The sequence below is a fragment of the Nonomuraea sp. NPDC049141 genome (assembly GCF_040648415.1).
Taxonomy (GTDB): Bacteria; Actinomycetota; Actinomycetes; order Streptosporangiales; family Streptosporangiaceae; genus Nonomuraea.
This window is the reverse complement of sequence record NZ_JBEZDR010000005.1, coordinates 433964-449714: the sequence shown is the minus strand read 5'-3', so window position 1 is coordinate 449714 and position 15751 is coordinate 433964. Positions and strand designations below refer to the sequence as shown.

Below are 15751 nucleotides of genomic sequence, written 5' to 3'. Positions count from 1 at the left end.
TCAGACGATCATCGCCGCCGAGGTGCCCAGGCCCCTCGGCCCGCCCAGCCGCCACTCGGGCGGCCGGTGGTGGCGGCGCACCGACACCTCGTCGTAGCGGCGGCAGCCGCGATGCCAGGCGAGGATGCCCGACATCCAGTTGCGCAGCTCCTCCACGTAGCCGTTCAGAGCCGTGCGCGTCTCCTCGTCCAGGCCGTAGTCGTCGCACATGACCGGGAACTCGTGCGCGAAGACGTGCTCGAACTCCTTCATCCGGGACGTCATCAGGTCGGTGACGACGTCGAGCGCCGCCGGGTAGTCACAGCCGAAGAACTTCTGGACGACCAGCACGCAGTTGTGCACCTCGCCCTCGAACTCGATCTCCTTCTGGTACGAGAAGACGTCGTTGACCAGGGTGGCGTAGTCAGAGGCCGCGTGCTCCAGCGAGATCATCGGCCCGGCCCGGTAGACCTCTTCCGGGATCGCCTTCTCGCGGGCCAGGCGGCACAGGCTCATGGTCAGGTCGGAGCCGAAGGTCAGCCGCCGCATCTCGATGTAGTCGATGGGATCGGGCACGCGGTTCAGCAGCTGGTTGTCCAGCTCCCAGAGCCAGGAGGCGCACATGCTCTCGATGGTCAGGCGGAACTTGCGGCGCGCGTTCATGCTCATCTCCCCCGTCGTACGGGCCCACAGACCGGACAGACCGCGCTCCAGGGCGGTCATCGGCGACGGAGGGGCCGAGCCGTCGAGCGGCATGAAGGCGCCGAACCGGTCGACGGTGGCCCGGGCGGCGGCCAGGTTGCGGGTCCTGCCGAAGACGATGGGGAAGTAGTCGTCACCGTAGGTCCCCCAGGCCAGCCAGGCCGAGGCCAGATCCAGCTCCTCCGGCGTGCCGTCGGGATGGAGCCCGGAGGCGCACAGCGGGAGGTCGTAGTCGACCAGCTTCTCCTCATCCCAGACGGCCGAGCCGGTGACGCCCGGCTGCGCTTCGAGTATCCCCATCTCGTGCGCCCAGACGACCAGGTTCCGGCGGGCGGCCTCCAGGTGGGGCGAGCTCCTGGCCTCGAAGGGCATGTAGAGGTCGGGGATCCGCGACGGGCCGACCGGCGTGCAGGGCACGTACGTGTAGTTGCGGATCCGCTTCGCGCCCAGCAGGTCGATGATCGACGTCGTGCCCAGCGGCCGGCGGGTCGCGCGGTCGTTCATGTAGCGGCTGGAGCGCAGGTGCCACTCGTGGCCGCCCGACTGCCAGTCCTGCAGCCCCTTGACGTAGGCCAGCACGCCCGCGCAGGAGAGCGGGTCCAGTCCCTGCTCGACGAAGAGCGGGCCGAGCTCGGTGAACACCGTGTGCTCGAACTGCTGCAGCCGCGAGGTGAGCAGGTCGTTGACGGTGTCGGCGGCCTCCTGCGTGCCGCAGCCGAGGAACTTCTCCAGCACGAGCACGCAGTTGCTGAGCTCGCCCTCGTCCTGGATCTCCCGCTGGTAGGAGAACAGGTCGTTACGCAGGTGCACCCCGTCGGCGAAGGTGTCGCGCAGCACCCGCATCGGCCGGGAGCCGGCGATGCGCGCCGGGACCTCGGCTCCCACGGCGTGCTCGACCAGCCCGGCCGACCACGGCGCCCCGCCGACCTTGCGCCGCATCTCGATGTACTCGATGGGATTGGGCACCCGGCCCGCGTTGATGTTGGACAGCTCCCAGAGCGACTCGTTCAGCAGGTTCCTGGTGCTCTCGGCGAAGCGCGCCCGCCAGTCGAGCGACCTGGCGGGGACCGTACGGGCCCACAGGTCGGCCAGCCCCGCCTCGACCGGATTGGTCGGCTCCGGCGTCGCGCACGACAGGTCCATCGGCATGAAGGCGGGTAGCCGGTCCAGGTACTGCTTGCCGCCCACGCGGTCGTGGCCGCGCTTGAAGGTCTCCAGGAAGTGGTCGTCGAAGAAGAAGACCCAGACGTACCAGTCGGTGATCAGCGAGAGCTGGGGGCCGTCGCAGTCGGGATGGGTGTTGCCGCACAGCAGCGCGTAGTCGTGGGCGTCGAGGTCGGCCTGCTCCCAGACGCCCGAGCCCTCCAGCATGCCCATGCCGCGCGCCCACTGCCTGGAGTGCGCGCGTGCCTCCTCGACGTGCGGGTTGAGCCGGGCCGGATAAGGCACATAGAAGTCCGGCAACTCGAACGGCTGCGCCATGGATCGGCTCATGAGCCCATCACCTCGGCGTTCTCGAGCAGGCCGAGCGCGTCGGGCACCAGGACCGCGGCCGAGTAGTAGGCACTGACCAGGTAGGACATGATCCCCTTCTCGTCGATGCCGGACAGGCGGACGCTGAGCCCCGGCTGGTACTCGTCCGGGATGCCGGTCTGGTGCAGGCCGATGACGCCAGAGTCCTCCTCGCCGGTCCTGAACGCGAAGATCGAGCTGGTGCCCTGCCGGCTGATCGGGATCTTGTCGCAGGGCAGGATCGGCACGCCACGCCAGGCCGTCAGCCTGCTGCCGTCGAGCTGGACGGTGTCCGGGTAGACGCCTCTCGCGGTGCACTGCCGGCCGAAGGCGGCGATGGCGCGGGGATGGGCCAGGTAATAACGGGTCTTCTTCCGGCGGCTGAGCAGTTCGTCGAGATCGTCGGGGGTAGGCGGTCCGCCGCGCGTGGAGACCCGCTGCCGGGGATCGACGTTGTGCAGCAGCCCGAAGTCCCGGTTGGTGATCAGCTCGTGTTCCTGGCGTTCGCGTAGTGCCTCGACGGTCAGCCGGAGCTGCTGGTCGAGCTGGTTCATCGGCTGGTTGTACAGGTCGGAGACCCTGCTGTGCACCCGCAGGATGGTCTGGGCCACGCTCAGCTCGTACTCGCGGGGGCTGAGCTCGTAGTCGACGAACGTGCCAGGGAGCACAGGCTCGCCGCGGTGGCCGGCGGCCAGCTCGATCGCGGCCTCGCCGTACTTGTTCTGCGGCCGGGCCCGCCGGCGCAGATGGGACTCGACCTGCGCACGGAAGGCCGGCGAGAATTCCATGACCGCGCGGAAAGCCGCTCTGGGCAGGACCAGCACCGTGCAGGCGGTGCCGGCCCTGAGCGTGTACGTCCACCGGTTCTCCGGTCCGGGTAGGTCGTTGCCCGTGTGGTCGCCGTCGGCCAGCGTCTCCCGCACGACGCTGGTGCCGTACGGGCCGCTCTGGAGCTTGTCGGCCTTGCCGTGCGCGATGAGCAGGAGGTCGGCCACCGGGCTGCCCTCCCGCACGATCGTCTCGCCCCGTGTGTACTCCCGCTGCTCGAACAGCCCCGCCAGCCTGGCGAGCAGCGGGCCGTCGGCAAAACCCTGCAGAAACGGCAGCTCCGTCAGGCTTGGCGGAAACACCTGATACTCCGCACCCGCGCTGATGAAGCCGACCTGGCCGCCGCCGAGCCGGTAGGTGAGCCGGCGGTTCACCCGGTAGGTGCCGGCGGCGGTCTGTACCCACGGAAGCGCCCGCAGCAGCCAGCGTGACGAGATCTCCCGCATCTGCGGAGCAGTCTTGGTCGTGGTGGCGAGCCGGCGTGCCGCCTCCGTGTCCAGGCTCTGCCTTGAGTCCCGCTGGTCCAATTCCGTCAACCGAAACACCGCCAATCATGAGGCCGGGCGAACCGATCCGCTCTCAGCTGCCGAGCGCGACGTCTTCGAGGATGCCGAGCGCGTCAGGCACCAGCACGGCCGCGGAATAGTAGGCGCTGACCAGGTAGGAAATGACGGCTTGCTCATTGATACTCATGAATCGCACCGACAGGCTGGGCTGGTACTCGTCCGGGATGCCGGTCTGGTGCAGGCCGACGACGCCCTGGTTCGCCTGCCCGGTGCGCATGAGCAGGATGGAGGTCGTCCGGGCGCCGGTGATCGGGATCTTGTTGCACGGGAAGATCGGCACACCGCGCCAGGCCGGGATGCGGTGCCCGTTCACCTCGCTGGCCTGCGGATAGATGCCACGCTTGCTGCACTCCCTGCCGATGGCCGCGATGGCCTGCGGGTGCGCGAGGAAGAAGGCGGGCTCCTTCCAGACGGTGGCCAGCAGGTCGTCGAGATCGTCGGGCGTGGGCGCGCCGTCGCGGGTGCGGATGCGCTGGCTGAGGTCGGCGTTGTGCAGCAGCCCGAACTCGCGGCTGTTGATCAGCTCGTGTTCCTGGCGTTCGCGTAGTGCCTCGACGGTCAGCCGGAGCTGCTGGTCGAGCTGGTTCATCGGCTGGTTGTACAGGTCGGAGACCCTGCTGTGCACCCGCAGGATGGTCTGGGCCACGCTCAGCTCGTACTCGCGGGGGCTGAGCTCGTAGTCGACGAACGTGCCGGGGAGCACGGGCTCGCCGTTGTGGCCGGCGGCCAGCTCGATGGCGGCCTCGCCATAGTCGTTCTGGGCCAGCCCTTCAGCGGCCCGCGTGCTCTGCAGGTGGGCGCGGAGCGCGGGAGACCGGTCGAGGACCGTCTGCAGGTCCCGCTGTGACAGCGTGAGTACGGTGCAGGCGGTCTTGGCCTTCGCGGTGAACTTCCACTGGCCCGGCTCGCCCAGCAGCTCCTCGCCGAAATGGTCGCCGTCGGCCAGCACACCGAGGGCCTGGTCGTCGTCGTACGCGCCGTGGCCGATCTTGACCACCCGGCCATGGGCGATCAGGATCAGCTGGTCGAGGGGGGTGCCCTCGCGGACGATCTCCTCGCCGGCCTCGCACTCGCGCTGGCTGAACCGGTCGGCGAGAGCCTGGAGGACCTCGCTGTCGTCGAAGCCGTGCAACTGGCGCAGCTCGGTGAGCTCCGCGGCGATGACATGGACGTCCGCGCCGCTGGTGGTGAACGTGATGCGACCGTCTCCCAGCGTGTAGGTCAGCCGGCGGTTGACACGGAAGACGCCACCGGAGGTCTGCACCCAGGGCAACAGCTTGAGCAGCCAGCGGGAGGTGATCTCCTGCATCTGCGGGGCGGTCTTCGTGGTCGTCGCCAGGTTCTTGGCGGCATCGGTGCTGAGGCTGAGCTGCTGGCCGTTGGCCTCGGTCGACTCGGTTGTTTCGGTCATGGTGCACCACCAATCTTCAGGGGTTTGCTAGCCGGGGTGTCGAGCGGCTCGGAGTTCGTGCGGGAGGGAGAACGTGAGGGTCTCTTCGGTCAGCGTCACCGGCTCCACGTCGGCGTAGCCGCGGGTGGCGAGCCAGTCCAGCAGCTCGGTGACCAGCCCTTCCGGGACCGACGCGCCCGAGGTGACGCCGACGGTCTCGACGCCGTCGAGCCACCGCTCGTCGGCGTCGCCGGACCGGTCGACCAGGTGGGCCGCCCGCGCGCCCGCGCTCAGGGCCACCTCGACGAGACGCCGCGAGTTGGAGGAGTTGGCGGAGCCGACGACGACGACCAGGTCGCACTTGGCGGCGATCCTGGTGATCGCCTCCTGGCGGTTCTGGCTGGCGTAACAGATGTCGTCGCTCGGCGGGTCGATGAGCTGGGGGAAGCGCTCGCGCAGCCGGGCGACGGCCGCCATGGTCTCCTCGACCGCCAGCGTGGTCTGCGACAGCCAGCTCATCCTGGCCGAGCCGCCGGTCGTCAGCTCGTCGAGCCGGTCCGGGTCGACCACGTGGATGTGGTCGGGCGCCTCGCCGACGGTGCCCTCCACCTCCTCGTGCTCGGCGTGGCCGATGAGCACGATCTCGTAGCCCGTGCCGGCCAGCCGTGCGGCCTCCTTGTGCACCTTGGTGACCAGCGGGCAGGTCGCGTCGATCGTGCGCAGACCGCGACGGTCCGCCTCCCCTTTGACCGCGGGCGAGACGCCGTGCGCCGAGAAGACGACCAGCGCGCCCTCCGGGACCTCGTCGAGCTCGTCGACGAAGATCGCGCCGCGACCGGTGAGGTCGTCGACCACCTGGGTGTTGTGCACGATCTGTTTGCGCACGTAGACGGGCCGGCCATAGCGTCTGAGGGCCTCCTCGACGGTGAGGATGGCACGTTCCACACCCGCGCAGTAGCCGCGCGGAGCCGCCAGAAGAACTCGTCCCATGATCTTCGCCCCTACCGGTCCCGGTGTGCGAGCTGGTCGGCCAGTACGGTCAGCGCCTCGCGCGCCTCGGAAGTGATCGGTGCCGCGTCGAGCGCCTTGGCGGCCTCGCGCACCCGCTGGTCGATCATGTCCTCGACCTCGGCCACCGCGCCGGTGGCGAGCAGGATCCCGCGTAGCTCGTCCGCCTGCTCCTCGGTCAGCTCCTGGTTGCCGTGCCAGCTGCGCAGGTACGCGAGCTGCGCGGGCGTCGCCCGGTGTACGGCATGCGCGAACAGGACCGTGTGCTTGCCCTCGCGCAGGTCGTCGAGGGCCGACTTGCCGGTGTCGGACGAGGAGCCGAACGTGCCGAGCACGTCGTCGCGGAGCTGGAACGCCTCGCCGAGCGGCAGGCCGAAGCTCGAGTAAGCGTCGAGCAGCGCGGGACCCGCCCCGGCCAGGGCCCCGCCGATCTGCAAGGGACGCTCGACGGTGTACTTGGCCGTCTTGTAGCGGATCACCGTCAGCGCCGCCGAGACCGTGGCCCCCGCTCGGAGCTGGCCGAGGATGTCCAGGTATTGGCCGCTGATGACCTCGGTCCGCATGGCGTCGAACACGTGGTGGGCGCCGTGCAGCCGGTCCGGCTCCACGCCGCACGACGACAGTAACGCGTCGGACCAGGCCAGGCTGAGCGCGCCGAGCAGGATCCCGCCGGCCTGGCCGAACGCCTCGGCACCCGGCCCCTCGTGCAGGTCGGCCAGGCTGCGGTGGATCGTGGAGCGGCCCCGGCGCAGGTCACTGCCGTCCATGATGTCGTCGTGGATGAGCAGCCCGGCGTGGCAGAGCTCGAGCGCCGCCGCCGCGCTGATGATCTCTTCGCAGTCGTCGCCGCCGGCTCCCCGCCAGCCCCAGTAGCACAGCTGCGGGCGGATCCGTTTTCCGCCGCTGAGGATGAAGCTCGTCAGCAACTCATAGGCCGCCACCACGTCGGGATCGGAGATGGGCGCGCGCCAGTCGTCCAGGAATCCATTGAGCCGTCTGTCGATGCGAGGTCCCACGGGGTCTTGCCATCCGCCGACCGCCATGCTGCTGGGCTCCTTCGGTAGAGCGTTCGCTACCAACAGTTAGTCATCGAATACGTAGGGTGTAAAGGGTCTTTTTGCTGGTTCCCCTCGGCCCGGTGCGACGGTGTAATGCCCGGCGGAGCGGGCAGGGCGAAGAGTTGTCATGGGTCCAGAAGCGCGGCCCGCGTGTTGACGTGGTCAACCCCGCGAAGACGAGGAGCTTGTGATGCGCACTCTGCTGGCCCAGTCCTTCACCCTCGATGACGTGACCGCGCTACGAGGTTCCGTGGCGGAGCGGGCGGCCGACTCCGGGCTGAGCGGCGCGCGACTGCAGGACTACGTCCTCGCCGTCCACGAGAGCCTCATCAACGCTGTGGAGCACGGCGGCGGGCGCGGCTACTTCACGTTGTGGACGAGCGACCGGATGCTCCGCTCGGAGACCAGCGACCAGGGCCCCGGCATCCCCGACGAGTACGTCGACGTGCGGCGGCGGCCCTCCGACGTCGCCTACGCCGGCCGGGGCATCTACCTCATCCGCACCCTGTGCGACGGCGCCGGCTTCCACACCGGCCCTACGGGCACCACGGTCCAGCTCACCATGTGGCTGCCGCGACTGGCCCACCGGGCGCCGCAGCGTGCGCCGCTGAGACGGATCAGGGTCACGGTCGCGAGCACGAGGGATCGGCACAACGGTTTTCGGGCGTAACTATTTATCGGACATCAACCAAATTTCAACCATGACCCAGCATGGTCATGCATCGTGGATACGCAACAACTCTCTCAAGAGTCAACCGATATCCCGGCTTCCCCTCCGGAGCCGGGGCTGGAGCCGGACCCGTCCGGCAGTGTCGTGAGCGTGCTGGAGCGCATCGGCTCCGTGGTCGTTCCCGTGGGCGTCGGGCTCTACGCGATGCTGCACCTGGGCATCGAGCAGATGTACTGGGTCTTCGACATCAATCCCGAGCAGGCGGGCATCGACCAGTCCGTCCTGCTCGGGCGGCTCATGGGCACGCTGATCATGCTGCTGCTCGTGCTGCTGCCCACGCTCGGGATCCTGGTGGCGGTGAGCTGGCTGCTCGACAAGGTGACGCGCGGTGCGGTGAACCGGGTCGTTCAGGGCCTCAGGCGACGGCCGTGGATCGCGGCGGTCATCGCCGCCGCCTGGTGCGGGGTGAGCTATCTGGGCATCGTCTACCTGCTCACGTTGGAGATCTCGCCGCTGTACGTGCTGGGCTCCCTGGTGTTCGGGATCCTGGCGTTCGTGGTGCCGTTCCGGCTGCTGCGCCGCAAGCCGGTCGGGCGGGCCGGGATGAAGGTGCTCGTGGGCGCGTTCACCGGCATCGGGCTGGGCATGCTGCTCATGGTCGGGCTCGTGCTGGGCGCGGGGGACGTGCGTAACACCGGCCAGGCCAACGAGCTGCTGGGCTTGGTGGGGTTCCAGGACCAGTGGGTGGTGGTGAAGGACGGTGACGACAAGCCGCTGTACGACGGGCGCGACCTCATGCTGCTCGGCGAGAGCGACGGCGTGTACGTCTTCTACGACTGTGACAACATGACGACGTTCAGGCGGCCGGCGGAGTCGACGAACCTCGGGGACATCCGTCTCGATCCCGAGCGGGAGCCGGGCTACACCTGCGGGAGCCTGGTCAAGGACGAGGAGGCCAAGCCGAAGAAGGGTTGATCGGCCGGTCCGGTTTCATGCCGCGCCGGAGCCGCCGTTGCCCGTGAGGGGGCGGCGGTGGGGAGGCTCCGGCGGGGTCAGCGCGGCGGTGAGCGCGTCCTGGAGTGTGGGGTACACCGGCAGGTGCTCACCGATCCGGGTGATCTCGACGAGCCTGGCCGGCATGGACTGCAGTGCCGCCAGGCGGACGCTGCCGCCGTGCTGTCGGGAGTAGGTGTAGGTGCTGAGCAGCACCCGGAGCCCCGCGCTGTCCATGAACTGCACTTCCGCGAAGTCGAACACGAGGTGGTCGCCGGGCCGCTGGCGGCACTCCCGGACGAATTCGTCGAGCCTGCTCCAGTTGGTGGCGTCCAGCTCGCCGCCGACGGCGATCACCGTCACGCCGGGCAGGTGCTGGCAGGCGTACGTCAGCCAGGACATAAGGCGTTCCACCGGCGAGGTAAGTCTGCGATCAGCCGCGGCTGCAAGGGAGGATGGCTCGCCATGCCTGCACGATAGTCGTTTCGTCGCGGGATATCGCGGTGCGACGGATCGAACCCTTCCCTTTTTTCGAACGGCAATTTTAGCTATTTATCCGTTCAAAGCGGTGTCCAAGGCGACCCCAAACCTCGCGTAGAAAGCGTGTTTTGCGGAGATGCGGGGTATTTGTCCACTTTAAGCCCGGTCGGCGCGCCGGCCGGGCGGCGGACGAGACTCGGGGGGATCGCCGTGGCCATGCAAACAGAGATCCGCAGCCTGCTCGACAGTCGCGTCTTGGGCGCGGACGGTGAGGAGATCGGGAAGGTGGGGCAGGTCTATCTCAGCGACAGTACGGGCGAGCCCGAGTGGGTGACCGTACGCACGGGGCTCTTCGGGATGAAGCAGACGTTCGTACCGCTGATGAACGCCCGCCGGTCGGGGGCCGAGATCCGCGTTCCCTTCGACAAGGAGACGATCAAACAAGCGCCGAACATCGACGTCGACGGCCGTCTCTCGCTGGCGGAAGAGGCCAGGCTGTACCGCCACTACGGCATCCGGGCGTCGGGCATACCGTCCCAGCGCACGCCTGAGGCGCACGTCAGGGTGGAGAAGCGTCACGTACATCTGTACAAGTACGTGGAGCCCGAGATCGCCCAGGAGGGCATGCCGCTCGAAAGGGCCGCGAAGGAGCCGACGCCCGTCGACTACCTGCGCAGCCTCAAGGGGAAGGCACGGCCCCCCGAGATGGGCCGGGGCCACCGGGAGCAGTTCGACGTGGAACAGGTCGACGTGGAACAGGTCGACGTGGAACGGGTCGAGGCGGAGAAGGAGCGCATGCCGCTCGACAGAGGCGACGACCTCGGCGATAACGACGATCCCGACGATCACCACGACCTCGGCGGCTTCGACGACCGGCCACCGCTGCGGTGACGACACGAAGGCCCAGGCCGGAAGATCGGCCTGGGCCTTCGTCATGTCCGCCGGGGAGACGGACGGGCAGGCGTTCGTCAGGAGACCGGCGGAAGTGTGGCCGTCAGTTGACGGGCGGGTAGGCGTTCCGGACCAGCTCCTGGAACTGGGCGGAGAACCACTGGCCGGACAGCGGCGCGTTGGGCAGCGCGCCCGTCAGGTTGTTGCCGTTGAGTTGGTTGCCGGTGTACGTGGGGTCGCACATCCGGTCGAACTTCTTGCCCTCGTCGTTCGGGATGTCCGTGCTGGCGCCGTCCGACTCGCCGGGCGGCTTGATCCACACGTAGGCGTCCAGACCGGCTTCGGGGTTGGCGGTCGGCCGCGCGCCGAGGCCCGCGCCGCTCTGGTTGCACCAGTTGCCGGCGTGGATGCGCCGGTCGATGCGTGACTGGTTGACGAAGGTGTCGAGGACCGTCGAGGTGCTCGGACCGGTCGGGCGGGCGCTGCCGCCCCAGCCGTTGCGCGAGGTGTCGATCAGCATGCCGAGCCCCGACCTGAAGCCCTTGGCGATCAGCGCGGTACGCAGGGCCTGGGCGAAGGACGACTCGTCCACGTACCAGTTCCAGTCGACCCACTTGGACTGCCGGATCGAGGTGCCGTTCACCGTGGTGTTGATGGTGAAGTACAGCTCCTTGGTCGCGGAGGTGTTCGCGGTGTTGGTGATGAAACCGTCAACGCTGTCCACCCCGGCGCTGGCGCCGGCGACGGTGGAGTAGAAGAGGTTGACCGACGGGTTGAAGTTCGAGTCCCAGCCGAGCCAGGCGTGGTGGGCGGCGTCGATGTAGGTGTAGACGTTCGACATCGCGTGCAGCTTGTTCAGCGCGTACTGGACGCCCTGGACGTAGGCGCCGGTGGAGTTGGCCTCCGCGCACTTGGCGAAGCTCAGGTTGGTGACCAGGTTGGGCAGCGAGTCGGGCTCGATGATCGTGACGATCCGCAGGTTCGCGTACTTCGAGTCGCTCATGATGGCGGCGATCGGGTCGATGTACTCGCTCTTGTAGCGGTTGAGCCCGTTCTCCGCGACGAGCAGCTCGCCGTTGGAGGCCAGCGCCGAGCAGTCGCGGTTGGGCAGGTCGTAGATGACGAACTGGATGGTCAGCGGCGCGGAGCCGTTGGCGGCGTCCTGGGTGACGGCCGCGTCCAGGTGCGCCCGCAGGCCCATGACGGACGAGCTGCCGGCGATGGCGGCGATGCGGTCCAGCCACACGGCGGTGGAGGTGTTGGACACCGCGGCACCGCCCGGCTCGGCGGCGGCCTTGGCCTTCCAGTTGGCGTTGACGTAGCCGGTGGCGCCCGCGTACGGGTTGTCCACATGTCCGGCGGGCGGCGGGCCGTCGTCGTCGGCCTCGGTGGCGGTGACCGTCTTGCTGGTCAGGCCGGTGGAGGCGACGGTGAAGGTCCGCGTGCCATTGGTGGTGTCGGAGTCCTGGGCCGCGGCGATGGTCACGGTCTGGGCGGTGTTCCAGTTGGCGGAGGTGAAGGTGAGCGAGCCGCCCGAGGACACGGTGAGGTCGGCGTCGCCGCTGCCGGCCGTGGAGGTGACGGTCAGGTTCGCGGACGGCTGGATGGCCGGCTTGACCGTGTAGGTGGCGGTGCCGCCTTCCGGAACGGTCACCGCGGCCGGGGTCACGACCAGCGACTGCGTCTGCGTCGTGTCGTCGTCGACCTCGGTGGCGTTGACGGTGGCGGAGGTGACGCCGGTCCCGCCGACGGTGAAGGCGGCCGTGCCGTTGGTGGTGTCCGCGTCCTGGGCCGCGGCCAGGGTCACGGTCTGGGCGGTGTTCCAGTTGCTCGGGGTGAAGGTGAGCGAGCCGCCGGAGCTCACGGTCAGGTCGGTGTCGCCGCTGGACCGCGTGGTCGCGACGGTCACGTTGGCGGTGGGGGCGGACGACAGCCTGGCGGTGAAGGTCGCCGTGCCGCCCTCGTTGACGGACACCGAGGTGGCGGAGGTGACCACCGAGGGTGTCTGTCCGTTACCGCCGCCACAGGTGACGTTGTTGACGGTGAAGGCGGCCGGGTTCGGGTTGGTGCCGCTCCACGTGCCGTTGAAGCCGATGTTGGTCGAGGCGCCGGTGGCGAGGTTGCCGTTGTACGACAGGTTCTGCCCGGTGACACGGGTGCCGGTCTGGCTCCAGTTGGCGCCCCAGCCGGTCGGGGTGTACTTCTGGGTGGTCGTGGGGAAGTCGAAGGCCAGCGTCCACGCGGTGAGCGGGTCACCGAGGTTCTTGAGTGTGATGTTCGCGGTGAAGCCGCCCTGCCCCGGACTCGTCGTCCACGTGTTGGGCGTGTAGGCGACGTCGCAGGCGACCGCGGCTTGCGCTGCCGTGGTCTGGCCGGCGACGAGCCCTAAGGCCGCCAGGCAGGCGGCGGTCGCGGTCACGGCCCATCTGCGCAGGCCGCGGTGGAGTTTCACGAGCAATCATCTCCAGGGAGCTAGGGCTGACGTAATGGGAGCGCTCCCATATTGAGCCGTGCTCACGGGTGTGTACAGGGTGTGGTGAAGCTCGGCCGGGTCGCCTACCCCGGCATGCTCGCCGAACGCCCCGGAAGGTCCATGAAACTTTCATGCCACGGCGCCAGGTGAGAGGAAATATGCGGGTTACCGGGACGGCATTCCGTTGACATCTCCATACAGCCACCCACAATCCACGTTGGGAGCGCTCCCATCCACTACTCCCATGGAGACCTCGTGTCGTACACAATGTTCGCGCGCCTGAGGAGGCGGCTCGCACCCGCTTTCCTCCTTGTCCTCATCGCCGGGGTGACCACCACGCTGACCGCCGCGCCCGCCAGTGCGGCCGTCGCCTGCGATGTGACCTACACCACCAACGACTGGTCGGGCGGCTTCACCGCCAGCGTCACCATCAAGAACGTCGGTGACCCGATCAACGGCTGGACGCTCGGCTTCACCTTCCCCACGACCACGCAGAAGCTCAGTCAGGGCTGGAGCGCCACCTGGGCGCAGACCGGCCAGGCCGTCACCGCCAAGAACCTCGACTGGAACGGCAACCTCGCCACCGGAGCCTCCACCAACATCGGCTTCAACGGCACGTGGAGCGGCACCAACCCCAAGCCGACCGCGTTCACCGTCAACGGGGTCACCTGCGCGGGCGCCAACCAGCCGCCGACCGTGGCGCTGACCTCGCCGACCGCCGGGCAGACGTTCGTGGCGCCCGCCACGGTGCCGCTCGCCGCGACCGCCTCGGACCCCGGCGGCTCGATCGCCAAGGTCGACTTCTACCAGGGCACCACGCTGCTGAACAGCGACACCGTCGCGCCGTACGCCTACAGCTGGCCGAACGTGCCCGCGGGCAGCTACTCGATCACCGCCAGGGCCACCGACAACCTCGGCGCCACCACCACCTCCGCGCCCGTCGGGATCACCGTGACGGCCGACTCCACGCCGGCGCTCGTGGTGAGCCCGACGAGCCTGGCCGTGCCGGAGAAGGGCACCGCGGCGTTCGGCGTGCGGCTGTCGCGGGCGCCCACCGGCAACGTGACCGTCGCCACCGCGCAGACCAGTGGTGACACCGACCTCACGGTCTCCTCGGGCGGCAGCCTGACCTTCACCACCGCCAACTGGAACACCGCGCAGAACGTCACGCTGGCCGCGGCCGACGACACCGACACGACCGCCGGTTCCGCCACGTTCACGGTGAGCGCCACCGGCTACGCCTCGGTCGCGGTCGCCGCCACCGAGGCCGACGACGACCTGCCGGGCGGCGACAACGAGTACGTCAGACGGTTCACCGAGCTCTACAACGAGCTGCACGACCCGGCCAACGGCTACTTCTCACCCGAAGGCGTGCCGTACCACTCGCTGGAGACCTTCATGGTCGAGGCGCCCGACCAGGGGCACGAGACCACGTCCGAGGCGTTCAGCTACTACCTGTGGCTGGAGGCGGTCTACGGGCAGGTCACCGGTGACTGGGCCAAGTTCAACACCGCCTGGGGCGTGATGGAGAAGTACATCATCCCGGCCACGGCCGACCAGCCGACCAACTCCTTCTACACCCCGTCGAAGCCGGCCACGTACATCCCCGAGTCCACCTCGATCAACAACTACCCGTCACCGCTGGACACCAGCGTGAGCGTGGGCAGCGACCCGATCGCCAACGAGCTGAAGAGCGCGTACGGCACCGGCGACATCTACGGCATGCACTGGCTGCTCGACGTCGACAACACCTACGGCTTCGGCCGCTGCGGCGACGGCACCACCAAGCCCGCCTACATCAACACCTACCAGCGCGGCCCCGAGGAGTCGGTCTTCGAGACGATCCCGCAGCCGTCCTGCGACACCTTCAAGCACGGCGGGCCCAACGGCTACCTCGACCTGTTCGTCAAGGACAGCTCGTACGCCAAGCAGTGGAAGTACACCAACGCCCCCGACGCCGACGCGCGGGCCGTCCAGGCGGCGTACTGGGCCGAGACCTGGGCCAAGGCGCAGGGCAAGGAGTCGCAGATCTCGGCGTCGGTCACCAAGGCCGCGAAGATGGGCGACTACCTGCGGTACTCGATGTACGACAAGTACTTCAAGAAGCCCGGCTGCACCAGCCCGTCCTGCGCGGCCGGCACCGGTAAGGACGCCTCCAACTACCTGCTGTCCTGGTACTACGCCTGGGGCGGCGCGACCGACGCGAGCGCCGGCTGGGCGTGGCGCATCGGCTCCAGCCACAACCACTCCGGCTACCAGAACCCGCTGGCCGCCTGGGCCCTGTCGAACGTCGCCGAGCTCAAGCCCAAGAGCGCGACCGGCGTCACCGACTGGAGCACCAGCCTGACCCGCCAGATCCAGTTCTACAAGTGGCTGCAGTCGTCCGAGGGCGCCATCGCCGGCGGCGCGACCAACAGCTGGGAAGGCCACTACGGGACGCCGCCGACCGGTCTGCCCAAGTTCTTCGGCATGACCTATGACTGGCAGCCCGTCTACCACGACCCGCCGTCCAACCAGTGGTTCGGCTTCCAGGCGTGGACGATGGAGCGAGTGGCCGAGTACTACTACGCCACCGGCAACGCCGATGCGAAGGCGCTGCTCGACAAGTGGGTCACCTGGTCGCTGGCCAACACCACGATCAACGCGGACGGCACGTACCAGATCCCGTCCACGCTGCACTGGACCGGTCAGCCCGCGGGCGACTTCAGCTCGGCGAGCGGCATGCCCGCCGCCAACCCGGGCCTGCACGTGACGGTCGCGGACTACACCCAGGACGTCGGCGTGACCGGCGCCTACGCCAAGGCCCTGATGTATTACGCCGCCAAGGCCAACCACACGGCGGCCAGGACCACGGCCAAGGCGCTGCTCGACGGCGTCTGGAAGTACCGCGACGCCAAGGGCGTGTCGGTGCCGGAGACCAAGACGGACTACAAGCGGGTCGGTGACCCGGTGTACGTCCCGGCCGGGTGGAGCGGCACCATGCCGAACGGCGACCCGATCAACGCCAGCTCGACGTTCCTGTCGATCAGGTCCTTCTACAAGAACGACCCCGACTACGCGAGGGTCGACGCCTTCCTCAAGGGCACGGGGCCGGCCCCCGTCTTCAACTACCACCGGTTCTGGGCGCAGGTGGACGTGGCCGTGGCCCTGGCCGAGTACGGACGGCTCTTCCCCTGAGCCGTCGCTCCTGATCGCCCCGCC

At 68.7% G+C, this 15751-nt stretch carries 11 protein-coding genes; 4 read left to right on the top strand and 7 right to left on the bottom strand.

Features of this window, described 5'->3' with window-relative positions:
• From AB0B91_RS18160 to AB0B91_RS18140, 5 genes are read right to left on the bottom strand one after another with little or no spacing between them, the layout of a single operon-like run.
• Positions 1–2175 carry a terpene synthase family protein gene (locus AB0B91_RS18160; RefSeq protein WP_358320369.1) on the bottom strand — a complete coding sequence of 725 codons (2175 nt, stop codon included), beginning with the start codon at positions 2173–2175 and terminating at the stop codon, positions 1–3.
• Entirely contained in the window at positions 2172–3557 is a 1386-nt protein-coding gene (locus AB0B91_RS18155) for a family 2B encapsulin nanocompartment shell protein (protein ID WP_358320367.1), read from the bottom strand. The genes AB0B91_RS18160 and AB0B91_RS18155 overlap by 4 nt, the downstream gene beginning before the upstream one ends.
• Positions 3558–3600: 43 nt before the next feature.
• Complete coding sequence (locus AB0B91_RS18150; RefSeq protein WP_358320365.1) at positions 3601–4998, bottom strand: family 2B encapsulin nanocompartment shell protein; 1398 nt, start codon at positions 4996–4998, stop codon at positions 3601–3603.
• Between the two features lie 27 nt (positions 4999–5025).
• Positions 5026–5967, bottom strand: coding sequence for a 4-hydroxy-3-methylbut-2-enyl diphosphate reductase (locus AB0B91_RS18145; RefSeq protein ID WP_358320363.1), 942 nt, complete (start codon positions 5965–5967; stop codon positions 5026–5028).
• An 11-nt stretch (positions 5968–5978) separates the two neighbouring features.
• Entirely contained in the window at positions 5979–7028 is a 1050-nt protein-coding gene (locus tag AB0B91_RS18140; RefSeq protein WP_358320361.1) for a polyprenyl synthetase family protein, read from the bottom strand.
• Between the two features lie 205 nt (positions 7029–7233).
• On the opposite strand from AB0B91_RS18140, the gene AB0B91_RS18135 reads away from it, so the two are divergent.
• Together AB0B91_RS18135 and AB0B91_RS18130 are read left to right on the top strand one after the other, a co-directional pair.
• Complete coding sequence (locus tag AB0B91_RS18135) at positions 7234–7713, top strand: ATP-binding protein (protein ID WP_358320358.1); 480 nt, start codon at positions 7234–7236, stop codon at positions 7711–7713.
• Between the two features lie 150 nt (positions 7714–7863).
• Entirely contained in the window at positions 7864–8688 is an 825-nt protein-coding gene (locus AB0B91_RS18130; RefSeq protein WP_358320356.1) for a hypothetical protein, read from the top strand.
• Between the two features lie 15 nt (positions 8689–8703).
• Here the strand turns inward: AB0B91_RS18130 and AB0B91_RS18125 are convergent, their stop codons facing one another.
• On the bottom strand, positions 8704–9108 hold the full coding sequence (locus AB0B91_RS18125) for an STAS domain-containing protein (RefSeq protein ID WP_358320353.1): 405 nt from the start codon (positions 9106–9108) through the stop codon (positions 8704–8706).
• A gap of 294 nt (positions 9109–9402) precedes the next feature.
• Between AB0B91_RS18125 and AB0B91_RS18120 the strand changes: the two genes are divergently transcribed.
• A complete protein-coding gene (locus AB0B91_RS18120) occupies positions 9403–10077 on the top strand; it encodes a PRC-barrel domain-containing protein (RefSeq protein ID WP_358320816.1) in 675 nt (224 codons plus the stop codon).
• A 103-nt stretch (positions 10078–10180) separates the two neighbouring features.
• On the opposite strand, the gene AB0B91_RS18115 is transcribed toward AB0B91_RS18120, so the two are convergent.
• Positions 10181–12529, bottom strand: coding sequence for a glycoside hydrolase family 6 protein (locus AB0B91_RS18115; RefSeq protein ID WP_358320350.1), 2349 nt, complete (start codon positions 12527–12529; stop codon positions 10181–10183).
• Positions 12530–12805: 276 nt separating this feature from the next.
• Here AB0B91_RS18115 and AB0B91_RS18110 point away from each other — a divergent pair, with 276 nt between their 5' ends.
• Complete coding sequence (locus AB0B91_RS18110) at positions 12806–15727, top strand: glycoside hydrolase family 48 protein (protein ID WP_358320347.1); 2922 nt, start codon at positions 12806–12808, stop codon at positions 15725–15727.
• Positions 15728–15751 lie beyond the last annotated feature (24 nt).